Source organism: Pseudoalteromonas sp. CO348, from assembly GCF_004208845.1.
Lineage (GTDB): Bacteria > Pseudomonadota > Gammaproteobacteria > Enterobacterales > Alteromonadaceae > Pseudoalteromonas > Pseudoalteromonas maricaloris.
Window position 1 is genome coordinate 67757 of the sequence record NZ_SGPI01000037.1, and the last position, 16050, is coordinate 83806.

12 protein-coding genes are annotated in these 16050 nt (G+C 41.1%); 7 read left to right on the forward strand and 5 right to left on the reverse strand.

Features of this window, described 5'->3' with window-relative positions; all coding sequences use genetic code 11:
- The first annotated feature begins 3 nt into the window (after positions 1-3).
- Both EXT48_RS18970 and EXT48_RS18975 read left to right on the forward strand, forming a co-directional pair.
- Positions 4-666 carry a hypothetical protein gene (locus tag EXT48_RS18970; protein ID WP_130165390.1) on the forward strand — a complete coding sequence of 221 codons (663 nt, stop codon included), beginning with the start codon at positions 4-6 and terminating at the stop codon, positions 664-666.
- Positions 667-819: 153 nt separating this feature from the next.
- On the forward strand, positions 820-1428 hold the full coding sequence (locus EXT48_RS18975) for a GNAT family N-acetyltransferase (protein ID WP_130165391.1): 609 nt from the start codon (positions 820-822) through the stop codon (positions 1426-1428).
- A gap of 82 nt (positions 1429-1510) precedes the next feature.
- Here the strand turns inward: EXT48_RS18975 and EXT48_RS18980 are convergent, their stop codons facing one another.
- Positions 1511-2419, reverse strand: coding sequence for a phytanoyl-CoA dioxygenase family protein (locus EXT48_RS18980; RefSeq protein WP_130165392.1), 909 nt, complete (start codon positions 2417-2419; stop codon positions 1511-1513).
- Between the two features lie 330 nt (positions 2420-2749).
- On the opposite strand from EXT48_RS18980, the gene EXT48_RS18985 reads away from it, so the two are divergent.
- Positions 2750-4930, forward strand: coding sequence for an OsmC domain/YcaO domain-containing protein (locus EXT48_RS18985; RefSeq protein WP_130165393.1), 2181 nt, complete (start codon positions 2750-2752; stop codon positions 4928-4930).
- Positions 4931-4963: 33 nt separating this feature from the next.
- Here EXT48_RS18985 and EXT48_RS18990 read toward each other — a convergent pair whose 3' ends face one another.
- Genes EXT48_RS18990 through EXT48_RS19005 form a run of 4 tightly spaced genes read right to left on the reverse strand, consistent with a single transcriptional unit; the run spans position 4964 to position 11827 of the window.
- Positions 4964-5968: a hypothetical protein gene (locus EXT48_RS18990; RefSeq protein WP_130165394.1), complete on the reverse strand. Its 1005-nt coding sequence runs from the start codon at positions 5966-5968 to the stop codon at positions 4964-4966.
- Positions 5969-5972: 4 nt separating this feature from the next.
- Positions 5973-6545 carry a hypothetical protein gene (locus tag EXT48_RS18995; protein WP_010377775.1) on the reverse strand — a complete coding sequence of 191 codons (573 nt, stop codon included), beginning with the start codon at positions 6543-6545 and terminating at the stop codon, positions 5973-5975.
- Between the two features lies 1 nt (position 6546).
- Positions 6547-7875, reverse strand: coding sequence for a hypothetical protein (locus EXT48_RS19000; protein ID WP_130165395.1), 1329 nt, complete (start codon positions 7873-7875; stop codon positions 6547-6549).
- Positions 7876-7885: 10 nt separating this feature from the next.
- Positions 7886-11827, reverse strand: a complete 3942-nt coding sequence (locus EXT48_RS19005) for a TOMM system kinase/cyclase fusion protein (protein ID WP_130165396.1) — start codon at positions 11825-11827, stop codon at positions 7886-7888.
- 559 nt (positions 11828-12386) lie between these two features.
- Here EXT48_RS19005 and EXT48_RS19010 point away from each other — a divergent pair.
- The 4 genes from EXT48_RS19010 (at position 12387) to EXT48_RS19025 (ending at position 15966) form a co-directional block, all read left to right on the forward strand.
- Positions 12387-13640: a hypothetical protein gene (locus EXT48_RS19010; protein ID WP_130165397.1), complete on the forward strand. Its 1254-nt coding sequence runs from the start codon at positions 12387-12389 to the stop codon at positions 13638-13640.
- Entirely contained in the window at positions 13640-14563 is a 924-nt protein-coding gene (locus EXT48_RS19015) for a methionyl-tRNA formyltransferase (RefSeq protein ID WP_130165398.1), read from the forward strand. The genes EXT48_RS19010 and EXT48_RS19015 overlap by 1 nt, the downstream gene beginning before the upstream one ends.
- Positions 14564-14711: 148 nt before the next feature.
- Complete coding sequence (locus EXT48_RS19020) at positions 14712-15215, forward strand: hypothetical protein (protein ID WP_130165399.1); 504 nt, start codon at positions 14712-14714, stop codon at positions 15213-15215.
- A gap of 136 nt (positions 15216-15351) precedes the next feature.
- Positions 15352-15966, forward strand: coding sequence for a phage tail protein (locus EXT48_RS19025; protein WP_130165400.1), 615 nt, complete (start codon positions 15352-15354; stop codon positions 15964-15966).
- Positions 15967-16050 lie beyond the last annotated feature (84 nt).

Below are 16050 nucleotides of genomic sequence, written 5' to 3' on the forward strand. Positions count from 1 at the left end.
AGTATGTACATTCAAAATTCACCCTATTCACAAATGTATGGTTCGAACGATCTTTATAGTCGAAAGAATAATAATGTTGTGAGTGATCAAGACATTTATAATTCGGCGGCAAAAAACTCGGGAACACCTTCGTTTATGGAAGCCGCAAAGGCTGTACAAGAAAAAGCGCCGAACAACACCCAATCGACTTACCTTACCAAACATTTTGAGCAAGCTGAAAAGCTAGCCCATGAATCTTTGGTAAGTTCAAGTCACAAAATAGGCAGCCGTGAATATAACATCGAGATGTATCGTGAAATGATGACGAACATTGTAGAGATGCCGATTGAAGTAGAAATTGCACCAGAAGAGATGAATCAAGCGCTGTTATTTAATCATCTAGGATTAGACTTTAAAGAGTATAAAACCGTTTCAGTGCGTTCAGAGTTGTTAACTATGCTTGAGCAAAAAGTTGAGCAGGACAGTACGCTAATTAGATCAGATAAAGCAAAACTAACCGCAATTATTACCGATACGCAAGATAGGCTAGAAGCTGCGCAAGCCGCGTTACTGGAAGGCGAAGACATTACTCAGCGACTGCAAGATAGCAAAAAAGCTATCTATCATTCTTATGAGCAGCTTAAGCTTGGTAAGGTAAGTCAACGAGATTTGCTTGCGGTTTTATAGTTGACATGAATGTTAATTAAGGCTTGTTGATTGTGCAGTAAAGCGCTGCATAACGACTGAGTCCAGCAAAAAATTGGAATAAATATTTGTATAAATCTTAACTTGTAACAATAATGTGTTAATTGTTACGTAAAGTAGATTTTGAGTATTTATATGGATATTACTGAATTAGATGAAAAGGCATTTGTTGACGTATTTAACCTGCCAGAAAAAATTACCATCAAGACTGCTAGCACCGCAGATATAGAGGAAATGGCATTAGTGACCAAAGTGAGTTGGCAAGCTGCTTTCAGTGGTTTTTTACCAGAGCAAGTGCTAGCAGGGGGAACCGTCGAATTTTTCGCAACCATTTGGTCTGAGATCATTAAGAATTCGGCAACCCAAACGGCTTTGCTCGTGACTGATGGTCGGAAAATACTAGGCTGCGGTGCGGCGGGTAATTACCGTCGAATGTATAATCCAGTTAGCCAAAAAGTATCCAGAATAAATGCGGGTGAACTATATCGCGGTTATATTTTGCCAAGCCATCAAAATCGTGGATTGGGCCAAGCGCTGTTAAAGGCGCGTTTATTAAAGCTTTACGAGCAAGGCTGTCAAAGCGCGTATACCTGGATTTATGAGCAGAACAAACAAGCGAGACGCTTTTACGAAAAGCATGGTGCGGTAAATCTAGACCAAGCTCAAGGGATAACAATGAATCGCTTTATGTTCGAAGAGGTGTGTTATGGCATAGAAGTAAACCGTGTTTTTGATTTTAGCTAAGATTGAGTGAAAGAAAATTCTAAACACGATCCGGTCAAAAGCAATTACCACCAAAAAGTAGTGATCATTGCCTTCATCAATATCAACGCAGATCTGCAGGTGTAGGGTAGTCCGGATGCTCAACGTTTTTGGAGGCCCAAACTGCTGGGATTGCAGGCTCTCGCTTTTGTTTTATAAGCTCAACGAGTGTCTTTAAATCATAGGTGGGGTCACCATAAACGGCTAGCCAATTTTCAGGTATGTCTTCAGGAGCAGCGGCTTTAATAATATGCGCCATCCATTGTTTTCTAAGTTCAGCCCATTCTTTACTTTGATATTGGCTTTCTTCGATCCCTTCAAGCGGCCTAAGTTCTACGTAAATTGTTCTTCTTGGACCGTCGCTACGTTTAGGCTCAGAGCTATGTAAAATCATCATGTCTTGAACGAGAATATCCCCGGCCTTAGCCGGTTGTTGCACGACTCCTGGAATATTCCAGCCATACTGGCTAGAAAGCGAATAGATGTCTACAAGTTCGTGTTGAGAATTTGGTACATAGCGTAAACAACCATCATCTATTTTTGCATCATCAAGATAGATCCCAACATTTAAGTATGCGAAGTTACGTGGGTGAGGTGCACCTTGATGCCAAGCAATGTGCGGGTGAGGATGTGGATATTTGTAGACTAAATCGCACTGCATAGGTACACAACCTATGCCGCAAAATTGATTGCTGATTGCCATCATCGCGGGGCTCGCGAGTAGTTCAATTATCAACTCGGGGGCGTCAAACAGCAAATCGTTGTAACGGAATAATTTTGGTTCGGAAGACTCGCTTGATAAGTAGTATTGGCTACTTATTTTACCTTCACTAAGTTCTTGTTTTGCTGAAAGCTCTAACGTTTCTGATAGCGCAACGAGACGTTTGAGTATCGAATCCGATAGGGCATTTGGTAATAAAACGAAACCATTATCTTTGTAAAAATCGAGATCACACTTGTCTATTTTTCTCATCTGTGCACTTCCTAGTTTTCAAATTTAGTTTGAACGTCGAATAACAAAGTTAGCGAACTTATTGAAAGTTGAGAGCAGAAGTCTCGCTAACAGATTCTGTTCTCGCTTAGTGTTTGTCTCAGTACAGGGTCACGTACTGAAAAACAAATTACATCACTTGCAATTATTTTGAGCTAAAGCAAAGTGTAGAGCAATTACAGGAAGTTACATCACATTAAACCCAGTTTATTTATTCTAGGTCAAAAAGTTGAAAGAGAAACTTCCATTGGCGTGGTCACCCATCCTCAAGTACAATTAGCGTTTTCGTTTGCAACACACCGGAACCTTCCAATGGAAATCAAAGTAAATTACCTCGACAATCTCAGAATTGATGCCAAATTTGACGACTTTTCTGTCATTGCAGATCAGCCAATTCGCTATAAAGGCGATGGTTCAGCACCAAGTCCATTTGACTACTTTTTAGCTTCTTCAGCGCTTTGTGCTGCTTACTTTGTGAAGGTATATTGTAATGCGCGTGAGATTCCAACAGATGGAATTCGTGTGTCGCAAAACAACATCGTTGATCCTGAAAACCGTTATAACCAAATTTTTAAAATTCAGGTGGAGCTTCCAGAAAGCATTTCTGAAAAAGACCGCCAAGGTATCCTGCGCTCAATAGACCGCTGTACCGTTAAAAAAGTGATCCAAACAGGACCTGAATTCCAAGTGGAAGCGGTTGAAAGCCTTGAAGATGATTCTCAGGCGATGTTGATGGTTGATACCAGCGAAAGCGACAGCACTTTTATCCTAGGCAAAGATCTTCCGCTTGAACAGACTATCGCAAATATGACCAAGATCCTGTCGGATTTAGGCATGAAGATTGAAGTCGCGTCATGGCGTAATATCGTGCCACACGTCTGGTCTTTGCATATTCGTGATGCTGCTTCACCAATGTGTTTCACCAATGGTAAAGGGGCAACCAAAGAAAGCGCGCTTTGCTCGGCACTCGGTGAGTTTATTGAGCGTTTAAACTGTAACTTCTTTTATAATGATCAATTCTTTGGTGAAGAAATCGCAAATGCTGAATTTGTTCACTACCCGAACGAAAAGTGGTTTAAGCCTGAAGCTGATGATGCGCTTCCTACTGAGATTTTAGACGACTACACTCGTGAAATTTATGATCCAGAAGGTGAACTACGCGGTTCGCACCTAATCGACACAAATTCAGGTAATGTAGCGCGCGGTATTTGTTCTATTCCGTACACTCGCCATTCAGATGGTGAAACCGTGTATTTTCCGTCAAATCTAATAGAAAATTTATTCCTAAGTAACGGTATGAGTGCCGGTAATAACCTGTTTGAAGCGAAGGTGCAGTGTTTATCTGAGATCTTTGAACGTGCGGTGAAAAAGCAAATCATCGAACAAGAAATCGTGCTCCCTGACGTGCCAGAGTCTGTACTTGCTAAATACCCAGGTATTGTTGAAGGGATCAAAGGGCTTGAAGAGCAGGGGTTCCCTGTGGTGGTGAAAGATGCGTCTCTTGGCGGTCAATTTCCTGTGATGTGTGTGACCTTGATGAACCCTAAAACAGGCGGCGTATTTGCCTCTTTTGGCGCGCATCCAAGTTTCGAAGTGGCACTTGAGCGCAGTTTAACCGAGTTGTTACAAGGTCGTAGTTTTGAAGGCTTAAACGACGTACCAAAACCTACGTTTAACAGCATGGCGGTATCTGAGCCGGAGAACTTTGTCGAGCATTTTATCGATTCAACGGGGGTGATCTCTTGGCGCTTCTTTAGTGCAAAGCATGACTACGATTTTGTTGAGTGGGATTTTACAGGCACGAATGAAGAAGAGTGCGATAAGTTATTTGGCATTTTGGAAGGGTTAGGTAAAGAAGCCTATATTGCGGAATTTACAGACTTAGGGATCGCTTGTCGTATTTTGGTTCCTGGCTTTTCTGAAGTGTACCCTGCTGAAGATCTGATTTGGGACAACACCAATAAAGCGTTGCAATACCGCGAGGATATTCTCAACATCCATTCTCTAGATGACGAAGCATTAGCTAACTTGGTTGAGCGCTTAGAGGACAGCCAGCTTGATAACTATATCGATATTATCACCCTAATTGGTGTTGAGTTTGACGAAAATACGGTGTGGGGTCAGCTTACAATTCTTGAGCTTAAGATTTTAATCTATCTAGCGCTTGGCGATATCGAAGCGGCCATTGAACTAGTTGAGACCTTCTTGCAGTTTAATGACAACACGGTTGAACGTGGCTTATTCTACCAAGCAATGCATGCCACACTTGAAATTGCATTGGATGACGAGCTAGAAATAGAAGATTACATCCACAACTTCACCCGTATGTTCTCGAAAGACGTGATGGATGCGGTTATTGGCTCAATTAATGGTGATGTGAAATTCTATGGTTTAACGCCAACTAACATGAAGTTGGAAGGTCTAGACAAGCACCTGCGTCTTATTGAAAGCTATAAGAAGCTTCATGCAGCAAGAGGGAAATTCGCTTTATAATTGAATGTTGTAAATTAGGGCGCAAAGCGCGCTCTAATTTACACATGATTGCAGGCCAAAGTAAGCTTTTGAGTAAACAGCTCTATTCGGCTCTTTAACCAACTTAAAATCTACCCAAGTCCAAGCTAATTCAAATTTTGACGATGACCATTGTTGTATCAGTGACGACTTCTGTTGAGTAATTAGTCCTGATGATGCGAGCTTCTTACATAGTTTATTCGATAATTCGGCCTTATTCTTTAGGAATGAAAACCTGTTGTTGAGCTCATCAAAATATACGGGGGAGCTGACCAATGCGAAATGGTCAAACAGTGTGTCTCCAATAGCTAAGTCAAAAAATAAGTAGGGGCTATCATTTATATCACGCCAAAACAGTAGCATCTTCTCGACTTCCTTTACATCTCCGGGAAAATGCACTTTTTCCAAGTATTTTATAACCTCATCCTGATGCATAGAAATATATAGTTTTGTTGTGGCGGGCTTACGTTGCTGCATAAATGAGATATGTATGATATGACCCGAAAGCGGTAAGTGTTTGAATAGTCTAGATAGCGTCAAACTCGCTTCTGAGTGATATTGTTGGCACAGACCCATAGAAAAAACATATGGTTTATAGTGGCTAAGCTGTGCATTTTTCTCTGCGAGTTGTTTCGGATAGCCAGATTCTAGACAGTAATGCACACCTGGAGCTGCGATGGTTTCTGGTTTGTTTACCAGAATATTATCAAATTCAAGCCATAAAAATGGAGTAAATGCGTCAAGAGATTTCAATTTAGCGTAGGTGTTTCGTAAATTTTCTATTAAAGGAAGCCAGCGATTATCGAAAATGTTTGTACGTTTTTTAGGGGATTGGTGATCGATAGCGCAGAGTAAATCCAATCGACTAAATTCATGAGTAGCTAGATCTCTTATTTCTAAATAGTAGGATGAAAACAGCTGAGGAAAAAGGCTTGCAATTTCTTGCAAGCCTTCAGTTGTTTTTTTACCTAACAATTCGTGGAGAGATTCATCTAACACTCTGTTAAGTATAGTATTCACCGTATTACCAAATAATATTCGCGTTATCAGCTAAATTTTGCGAGATAATTTTAAGAGAGAATAATTCACGTACAAATTTCTCCTCATTACCTTTTATATCTCCAAACTGAGAGACCAACGAAAGTAGTTCATCTTTAACGTCTGCAGAGAGCTCTGCTTTGGTGTTGTTATACTCTACGCTGAAGTTTGATATATAGTCACTTGGAGATTGAATAAATTCACTGTGAGACGTTTCTTCATATGCTATCGAACGTAAGAAATTAAGTAACGCTACGACTTCAACTCCTTCGGTGATAGAAGCTTTACTGCTTGTTTTCTCACCCTCGAAGTGAGAAAGGTAGTCACTGATAAAATCTTCGTTGTTTAGTGCAGCAGAAAAGTTACTTTTGATAAGTTGATTTTCTTCAGGTTGTTTGCAAAGCTTACTATTACCACCAATAGTCAAGCATTCTTCGGTGATATCTTTGTTGTCTACATAACCATTCAGTGATTTTATTGGGTTGTCCTGACTATTTAATCTGAAGTCTAAATCAATATTTAATCTGTTTAGATAGTCTATGAATGCATTGTTAGCCATTTTACTTTTCCTTAGGGTTTAATGTTATTTCTTTCATTGGTATACCAGGTATTCCACTGTTTATTAAAGTGAAATCTTTGAATCTTTCTGTCCATTTTATTTTATTTTCATTGTAATAATAATTTAGATTGTTATGGCAGCTCGCGCAATCCGACCCTTTATTTCTGATACTTTCAGAGACGGTCCACTGTGATTTGGGAATTTCACATTTGCTATTAACCTGAGCTAGAAAAGGCTCAAAAACCACACTTCTAACATTTTTGTCAAAGCGCTGGTATGACCCTGCGTTATCAATATGTGGATATTGTGAGCCAATAAGCTGGTAATGTTGTAATACAGAGTTTTGTTTTTTTAGTTTAGAGCGGTACTGATCATTATATGTTGCAGCTAGAGTGGGAATTGGTTCATCTCGAACAAGAGGTGTCGGTCTATTGGCTGTATATATATTGGAACAGCTATATTCGTCCTGAGCAATGAAGCTATATTGGATCGTTTTTGGGGTTTCACTTTCAAGCGTATCAACCTGCTCAAATGTCAACCAAGTCCAAGTCGGTTTATCACCTACCAATAGGTTTGAACTGGTACCAACCCCGATATGCATGGCAATAAGACCGAGAGTTTGTTTTACTGCAAAACCATGTAACTTAATGTTTTCCATGGTGATGTATCTCAGTTTATCATCTTTGCTTGTGAGTATGCGCCAACCCAGTTTTAATGCAATCTGAGGCTGTTTAGCGGATGTGTTACCTTGCCCACAACTACCCCACCTAAATGCGAAACCCGCAAGGTCTTTGAGAGCAGGATTGTTATCAATTTCGTTCAGGTTTTCTTTGGTATCCCATAGTGCTTCCATCCATTTACCATTTACCCGCTTTTCAAAAAATACAGGGTTGTTATTTTTATCTCTCAGGCCCAGCATTTTGATTTCGTCGCCATCTAGCTTTAACGACATATCTAAGTCTAAACAACCAGAGTCACATTGCCAGCTATCTGCTGTGGTAATATTTTTTCTGGTATCTTTGCCTTCAACAGAAACGGGCGTGTTGAACTCCTTTAAATAGCCATTTGTGTAGTTGACTTCAGCAAGTGTTGCGGTATTAATCCAGTCAGCCCAAGCGGGTAGTGAAAGCTTACCGAATTGTTTTTGTTGGTTAATCGCAATAAAAGTTTGCCATGAGTATTCGTATAAATGCTCAGGTGTAAGCGTAAAATTGGCAATCGCATTGTTCGTGGCCAAATCACATGAAACGTCCGCAGGAAGCAAAGTTGTTGATGCACTCGCAACCCCTGAACAGCCCAATGCTAACAGTAAGCATGTTCTAGTTATCATTCTTAATTTCCTATTTTAAATACTTGTTGATATATCCAAGTGCCCCTTGCAATTCAGCGACTTCTTTAGCACTTTTTAATTGTTCTTTACGAGCGGATTCTGTAGTACACAGCATACTTTTAAGTCGATAAGCTTCTGGTAAGTAAAACGTATCAAGTTTTTCATTTGCAATATTGATAGCAATATCTAACTGTTCTAAAGCCTCTTGAGTATCTTCTGCAAGCAGTAAGCATTCACCATACATTGTTCGTAGCCAAGCAACATGACCGATAGAGTCCGTTAACAGGTAAGCATCTAAACCAGAACGAACGAGGGGAAGACCTTCAGATACATTGTGATCAAGGCACATCAGCCAGCCTTTTATTACGTTACCAATGGATAACCAAAGCGCGAATCCATGCTTCTCAGAAAGTGAAAGGACCTTTTCAGCGTAATACTCGGCCAGACCGAGTCTTCTGGATATTACTCCAATGTAGGCATGACGGGCGTAAACGTGAACTTGATATGCGGGAATATCATCTAATTCTGTCAGTCTATCAGCTTTAATTCGCTGTTGATCAGAACGTTCGTAATCACCCATGAGCCAAGAAACACCGGCATGAATTGGCAGTGAGGATATTGCACAGTCAAATGGAAATGGGTAGCTTTTGAAGTATTCGTGGTGCTCATCATAGTTATAAAGAGCTAATGCCTGAGTAAAGGTCTTGTCAGCCAATAGCAGATCCCCTTTAGCCCATTCGATCCCGCCTTTTAAATGAAGAGCTGCTATTTCCAAGGCTGCAGAATTTTGCTGCTTAGCCATTTCAAGTAGTTGCTGTATTGTGTTCAATCCTTCGATATGCTCGGCTTTAACGACTTGAATTAATGCAATACTCCAAAAAGCAGAATACAGCTCAGGGGGGTTGTTGAGCTCGCTACACAGTGCTCGGGAACGGTCGATATGTGGTGTGATACTGCTGTTTGCATATCCTAATGTGGTAGCCAAGTGTAGTGCTAGCGCATTTCTTATTAGAATTTCTGTGAGCTTGTTTTCGTAACTGCCTGTACATTGCGTGAGAGTATTAAGTGCGCAAGAGTAATGTTGTATTGCAGAATTTATATCTGCCAACTGTGTACTTTTTTCTGCAGCGAGTTTCCAAAGCACTGTTGCATCAGTGTATTCAAGCGCCTTTTCATGATGAGTTGCTCTTAATGTGTAATCCTCACTTTTGTATGAGTTTAGTGTTTGAGCAACCACTGAATGTAACAAACGTATGCTGGTTTGATTAACACTTTCATAAGCCGCATCCCTCACTAGCGCATGCTTAAAGATATAGCTATCGTTATCAACGCGGCGCTGGTGCACGATAAGGTCGTTTGCTATCAGCTCATTTAGGTCGTTTTGGATCTGGTTTTCGCTTAAAGACGATGCCGCAACGAGTAAATCATATTCAAACTCTCGGCCAATTGTGGCTGCTAGTTGGGCTGTTTCTTTGGCGTGACTAAGGCTATCTAGTTTTTGTTGTAATGACTCTCTTAAACTCGTAGGTACTTGGTCAAGTTTATCTGGTGCGAGGAAGTCAATCTCTCCACCTTTATCTCCAACCAATGCCTTTTGCTTAAGCATGTTGACGAGTTCTTCAATAAATAGCGGGATCCCGTCGGTGCGACTGGTAAGCAACTTGAGAACCCGCTCTGACACTCGGCGGCCATCAAACAGGTTAATGATAAAATCTTCGGTGGCCTTCTCGGTTAGTTTTTTCAGGCAAACATCCACTAAGGTAAGGTCTTTCAACTGAGTTGGCACCGCTTGTCTTGAAGTGCTTAGTAAAACATCACCTGAAGCTAGCGCACCGACAAAGTGATGTAAAAACTCTAAGGTGGTGCTATCTGCCCAATGAATGTCTTCAATAATGTAAAGTTTAAACTTACTGAGCCCGTGACGGTTTGACAGTAACAATGCGCAAAGCCCTTTAAACAACACTTGCTTCTGCTCATCGGGAGAAAGTGTAGAAGGCGTAATTTCATCATCAAGTGAGATATTGAGCCAAACTAGCAACACAGGGATAGCTTGCACTAAATCGAGCTTACTATCCACGTTTGATAATACATAACTAAACACGGTATTGGCTGAATGAGCGTCAAGCTGTTCGGTGTTAAAGAGGTATTTGACCAACGTTAAAATTGGATACAAAGCATTATTTTGGTGCTCTGGTAAACACTGGGCGACTAAATGCTGATATTGCGGTGCATTAGCACGAATTTCTTGCAGCAGCCGAGATTTACCTATGCCAGCTTCACCATGAATATGGGCGATGCGTGTTGCACCTTCGACTTCGTTATTAATGAGTGAAAGTGTCTGTTCAAGCTCAAGGTGACGACCTACAAGTTCATGATGGTTCTTTGTACCACGCATAAAGCCAAATGCTTCGATGCGACGTTCTCCTTGCAAGTTATAAACCGGCGTTAGTTCAAATAACGGGCCTATTTGTACTTGACCGTACAGATTAAATTCTGAAAAAGCATCAAGGAGTGAGCGTGACTCTGCACTACATAAGACTTGGCGCTCGCCAGCTTCACGGGAGAGTGCTGCTGCAATGTTTGCGTGATGACCTTCAGGTACGGCATTGGCGTAGGTAATAAATACACCAGTATGAATACCAATGTGAGCGTTAAGGGCGACTCTGTGGGCTTCTTGCATTAGTGCGTTACGTTTGCCAAGTTCGCTTATCATTTCAAGTGCGGTACGGGCAGACAATCGCGCGTCGTTATCGCTGCTAACAGGGTAGCCAAAATAAAACAAGCTGGTATCGGCGAGGTTACCCACGTGATAAGCGCCGTAACGAGTCGCGATATCAATAAAGTGATTGCGTTGAGATTTATAAACCGTGTCGATGACATCGAAGTCTTTATCTTGATTGTCGAGTGCTTTAACACTTAACCTTACCGCAAGAACGGTGAGCTGTTTGCGTTCAGTAAGCGCCGTATATTCTTGAATGGCACGATGGTTAGGATCGTCATCACGGATCATTACTGTGGTTTCGTCGTAACCATGTTGAGCTTTAACATCATTTAGCACACCAACAAGGTTCGATACGTTCATTCGTGCCAGTTCAGAGAATGCCTCGGTTGCGGTGATCACGCGCTCCAACGCGCTTTTATTGAGTACGCGTCTGAGAAGCCCAGCAAGAGGGTGGCCAAGTAGTGCGCTTGGAATTGGAATATGTACATCGCTTAATTGCTTGTGATAAATCGAGGCGACACTTGTGCCAGTTACCGCAGGCACGCCGGTTAAACATTCTAAAAATACCAAACCCCAGACATAGAGATCCGATTTGGCCGAGGCTGGCTCACCACGTAATTGTTCTGGTGCGCTGTAAGAAGGTGTGCCTAATGTTTCTTGCGTAAGTGTGATCGTTTCAAAGTCATGCTGGCGAGTTTCTTGTGCCAGCGTACCAATACCAAAATCAAGTATTTTGGCATAAGTCTTTGCACCAGACTGGCTAAGCATAATATTGGTTGGCTTTATGTCTCTGTGGATAATGCCTTGTTGATGAGCGTGAATGAGCGCGTCTAACACTTGCAACATGATGTCGGTTGCATACACTGAATCAATTGCACCATTTTGACTTAGATAGTCCCGTAGTGTTTGCCCTTCCACATACTCGAATACCCCGAACATTAAATTTTCATTTAATTGTCCTTTATCTAATAATCGTACGATATTTGGGTGATTTAATTGACTACAAAGCAAGGTTTCGCGATTGAAACGTTCCGCATATCTGTGTTTTTTCGTCGCTTCCAGTTGTGGTTCTAACGCCAAAAATTTTAGTGCAACGATTTGCCCAGTGTTTATTTGGCGTGCTTTGAAAACTTTACCGAATCCACCTTCTCCAATTTTTTCAAGTAGTTGGTATTTGTCAGACTGGAAAACATCGACAATATGGCTATCCGAAAATTGTGTCAGAGACATATGATTACTAATTCTTATTTTTTGTTAATGGTATAGGGTAATTGGAATGTAAATACATGTCTACCATCAAGATTTCAATTATTTAAAAAAATCAAATAGCTATGCGCTTTTTTTGAACAATGTAACAGATTTGAGCAAATCTATGGTTTTCAGAAGCAAGAATTTTTTGTGAAAACGCTATTACATCTTGCTGTAATGTTGTGTAATTCTTTATTCTTCATGTTTTTGGCATAATCAGTGTGTAGTAACAGAAGTGTTATGGTAACTACTTAATATTTCAGATTTTTAATTGTCTTTGGTTTTATTAAATGAGATGTGCAACGTACCGTTTTTTTGTGTTCAACAGATCTCACTTCATTACTACTAAATCGAAGTGATGACCTATTTTTTACGATTTTTACATCGGCCTATCTTTGTAAGCCGAAGTTTTATCAAAAAATTAGCAGATTACTTGTGCTTGACTACACTCATTAGAGAAACAGTTAGGAGACACCGGCTGAGCGCTTAAAAAAGCATCAGCCAAGCCGACATTTAAGGATCTGTGGAGCTAATAATATCTATGGAAAAGCAGCAGTTAGCAAACAATACAAAGGTAGATTTCATTGACCCTCAGGTTGATGATTTATTAAAGCACTCAATTAGAACTCAGCTTCAATCACTTTTAAAAGCAAAACTTTCCGTATGTGAACGTCAAAAGCTGTTGCAAAAGAGCTTTGTTGACGCAATAACATTGGTTTTAACAGATCTTAATACTGTTACACACCAAGAGTTGGTCAGTGCCTTTGAGACAATGTACGATAATGCGGTGCAATCTATGGCAATGGCAGAATTAAGCCAAGAGGTGCTCACTCATCAGTATATTTCTGCGACGGGGTTGATTATGTCACCCTATAACTGTAAGCACACAATAAAGGATGTTTACCGGATCAAGGGATATGCACGCGGACTCGACAAAGCGATTCAAGGTAAGTTAAAAAATAAGCCCTCAATTAATGTGTTGTACCCTGCCTGTGGTCCTTTCGCCCCTTTATTACTGCCTTTACTTAGCTATTACAAAGACACCCAAACCGTCAAGCCGAGCCAAATTCAAGTGACGTTTGTTGATATTCAGCCTGGTGCAATATTAACACTTAAGCAGCTCGTCAGTGACTTGCAGCTTGAAGAGTATGTATCGCTTATTGAAGAGGCTGATGCGACCTTATTTGAGCCCCAAAATGCCATTGATCTTTTAGTGTTAGAAGCGATGCAACATGGCTTTACTAAAGAGGGCCAATTAAGTATTGCCAAACATTTAGTAAAGTACTTATCCCTAGATGGTTGGATGATCCCGCAAAATGTGTCAGTAAAAGGCATGATGGTTGTTGGAGAAACTGAATTTAATCAACAATGGAAAACTCAAGAATATAGTCACTCGAGCAATGTAGGTAGTGAGGCACAACAAGATCGAGTGGAATTAGGCGAAATCCTTAAGATCAATAAATCTACTTTGTTAGAGATGCAAGAGCTTGAACTTGAAGATGGCATTAAAGTGATCCCTGCGAATCAAATTGTACTACCTACGGGCGTTGAAGACATGGGCAAACGTATCTTTGCAGTATATGCCCACATAGAGACATTCGCGCAAGAAGAGGTTGGCCAATATGATTCAGGGATCACACACCCAAGACCTGATATGAGCGTTTATATAGACCTTAAACCTAAAGACATTGAACACACTCACTTTGTTGCTAGTAGCGGGGATACGGTTCAGTTTTACTATCAATTGACTGGATTACCGGGTTTTGTGCCAGTAAAAGTACAGGGGATTGTATAATGCAAAAGTATGCGGTGTTTACTGGCAGCTGTCAGAGTTTATCAGCGATCCAATACCTCCAACAAACCAATAAATTAGCATGTGTAGTTTTAGTGGACGCTGAGCCAAATCCGGATTTAATACAATTGCAGCAGCTACTGCATCAAGCGCAGATCCCCACTTTAAAGTATAACCAGTATGACGATACGACCCTTATCGCGGATTTAGACAGGCTAGGCGCTAATCACGGCGTAATTTACCTATTTAGACATATTATAAAACAAAAGTTGATCAGTTATTTTGATGGCAGCCTAGTCAATATTCATCCTAGTCCTCTACCTGAATACCGCGGACCATTTCCCCTCTATTGGCAAATTAGAAACGGTGAACAAGCCACTAAGCTTACGTTGCACCGTGTTACATCAGAAGTAGATAGCGGAGATATCGCTACCGATATTGACCTTGCTATTCATCCTTTCGATACGATTAGCATAGTAAATCAAAAAATCTCGCAAGCTTTACCTCATTTACTCGACACATTTTGTCAATTGGCAGAGCAAGAAGCTATTACTTGGCGTGAGCAAGACACATGCTTTGAGCATTTTGCACCTATGATCGAACCGCAGCAGCTGGCTATTAACTGGTGTAAACAACCTACGTTGGAAATTGTGAACATGTGCCGAGCTGGCAATGTAGATGTTGGTTGTGCCACCTTTCGTCTAAGAGAAGAGATGTTTCAAGTGTTACAAGCGAGTGAGGTTAGATGTGATGTTAAAGGCGTGCAAGAAGGAACTGTTATTCAACTAAGCCGAAGAGAAGGCTTAGTTATTAAAACGCTGGATGGTGCTGTGTGTTTGGATGTTATTGGTACACAGCAAGGACTCTTTGATGGTTATAGATTTGCTGTGCTTTTTGGGCTAGATGCAGGCTTTTCTTTGATCTAGCTAAGTTGGCTTCACAGTCAACAAGTTAATGATAAAAATAATATTAAAGATGGTGAGCAAAGTCGCATGAAAGGAAATAGAAGTTGGGCTGTTATCGTAATTCCATGTGTGCGGTGCTCTGGATAACACTTCAGATGCGAGATAACAAATGAAGATAAAGATAGAACTTACCAATAATTATGGCTATGACCTAGCGGCATATCCATATAACGATGGCGCCTTGCCTAGCCCCGAATCGGCCCAAACCATCGCCAAGCTTGAAGGTAAAGGAGAGTTAATAGTAGAGCGTGGACAGTCCGCAATTTTAACTGTTCCAGGAATGGGGAGTCTGTTGGTGCAGTTTTTAGGTGAGCAGCGATTGTCTGAATACCACGATAAATTTTGTGAGCAGGCTGATGAATTTGATCAATGTGGGCAAATGGTATTGATTCGCTATAAAACCTCAGAGCTGTATTGGCGGTTTTCCACATCAGATGAAGTGGGCTCAGTAGAACTAACTGTTAATCAAGTAGGAACGGTATGTATTGGTAAGGTATCAAAAGGCAGTGTACGGCAGATTTCTTTGCAAGAGCTGTTTATTCCGCCAGTTTTTTTAGTCAACCCAACTGAAGCCATGCAAGAAGAAAGTGCACAGGAGCAACCAGAGTCATGAGGTGTGATGGTAGTGCGTAAGCGCATCTTTCACCCTCAAAGCAGTAGAACAGTGAGTATATAGTGGCACCCGAGAAAAGTAGTTGCACTTCGATTGCCATACAAAGTAACTAAATAAATATATAAGGACTAATAACATGTCTGCAGATTCATATATCGGTACTATGAGACCTTTTGGCGGTATCTTTGCGATAAGAGATTGGGCGATTTGTCAGGGGCAACTATTAGCAATATCTCAAAATACCGCGCTTTTTTCATTAATTGGTGATAACTATGGCGGTGATGCTCGCACTACCTTAGGTTTGCCTGATATGAGAGGGCGTAGTCCCGTTGGGATGGGGGTTATGCCAGGGGGGAGAGATTACCGGTTAGGGATGCGTTTTGGTATGGAAGATATAGCGTTGACCTCAACTCAATTACCAAAACATACGCATAGCGCAGTTTTTGTCGCCACAGGTGGTGGCGTTACAGGTTCTCTTCAGGCAGCAACAAATGATGCTAACACTGACACTCCGGATGGAACGGCTTATTTAGCGCGTAACCCGAATAGCCAAATATATTACAAGCAGCAAGGTCTCTCACCTGCGCCCACACTAACGGAGCTTGGTGGATTAAGTGTAGATGGTGGCAGCGTTGAAGGTAGTGTTGTGGTTAATGATACTGGTGCATCACAAAGCTTTAGTATTCTTAACCCATTACAAGTTGTTAATTGGCAAATTGTATTGGATGGTATCTATCCATCACGAAGTTGATAGGGCTGAACAGGTCCCGCAGTCAATACTGCGAGGCCTGTTTCTTCTGAGAGCATTTTGATTTGCGGTATGTTTGAACCTAAG

What these genes read in the sequence shown, in the direction of transcription:
- EXT48_RS18970 (WP_130165390.1), top strand. Translation starts at nt 4, where the DNA reads ATGTACATTCAAAATTCACCCTATTCACAAATGTATGGTTCGAACGAT.
- EXT48_RS18975 (WP_130165391.1), top strand. Translation starts at nt 820, where the DNA reads ATGGATATTACTGAATTAGATGAAAAGGCATTTGTTGACGTATTTAAC.
- EXT48_RS18980 (WP_130165392.1), bottom strand. Translation starts at nt 2,419, where the DNA reads ATGAGAAAAATAGACAAGTGTGATCTCGATTTTTACAAAGATAATGGT.
- EXT48_RS18985 (WP_130165393.1), top strand. Translation starts at nt 2,750, where the DNA reads ATGGAAATCAAAGTAAATTACCTCGACAATCTCAGAATTGATGCCAAA.
- EXT48_RS18995 (WP_010377775.1), bottom strand. Translation starts at nt 6,545, where the DNA reads ATGGCTAACAATGCATTCATAGACTATCTAAACAGATTAAATATTGAT.
- EXT48_RS19000 (WP_130165395.1), bottom strand. Translation starts at nt 7,875, where the DNA reads ATGATAACTAGAACATGCTTACTGTTAGCATTGGGCTGTTCAGGGGTT.
- EXT48_RS19005 (WP_130165396.1), bottom strand. Translation starts at nt 11,827, where the DNA reads ATGTCTCTGACACAATTTTCGGATAGCCATATTGTCGATGTTTTCCAG.
- EXT48_RS19010 (WP_130165397.1), top strand. Translation starts at nt 12,387, where the DNA reads ATGGAAAAGCAGCAGTTAGCAAACAATACAAAGGTAGATTTCATTGAC.
- EXT48_RS19015 (WP_130165398.1), top strand. Translation starts at nt 13,640, where the DNA reads ATGCAAAAGTATGCGGTGTTTACTGGCAGCTGTCAGAGTTTATCAGCG.
- EXT48_RS19020 (WP_130165399.1), top strand. Translation starts at nt 14,712, where the DNA reads ATGAAGATAAAGATAGAACTTACCAATAATTATGGCTATGACCTAGCG.
- EXT48_RS19025 (WP_130165400.1), top strand. Translation starts at nt 15,352, where the DNA reads ATGTCTGCAGATTCATATATCGGTACTATGAGACCTTTTGGCGGTATC.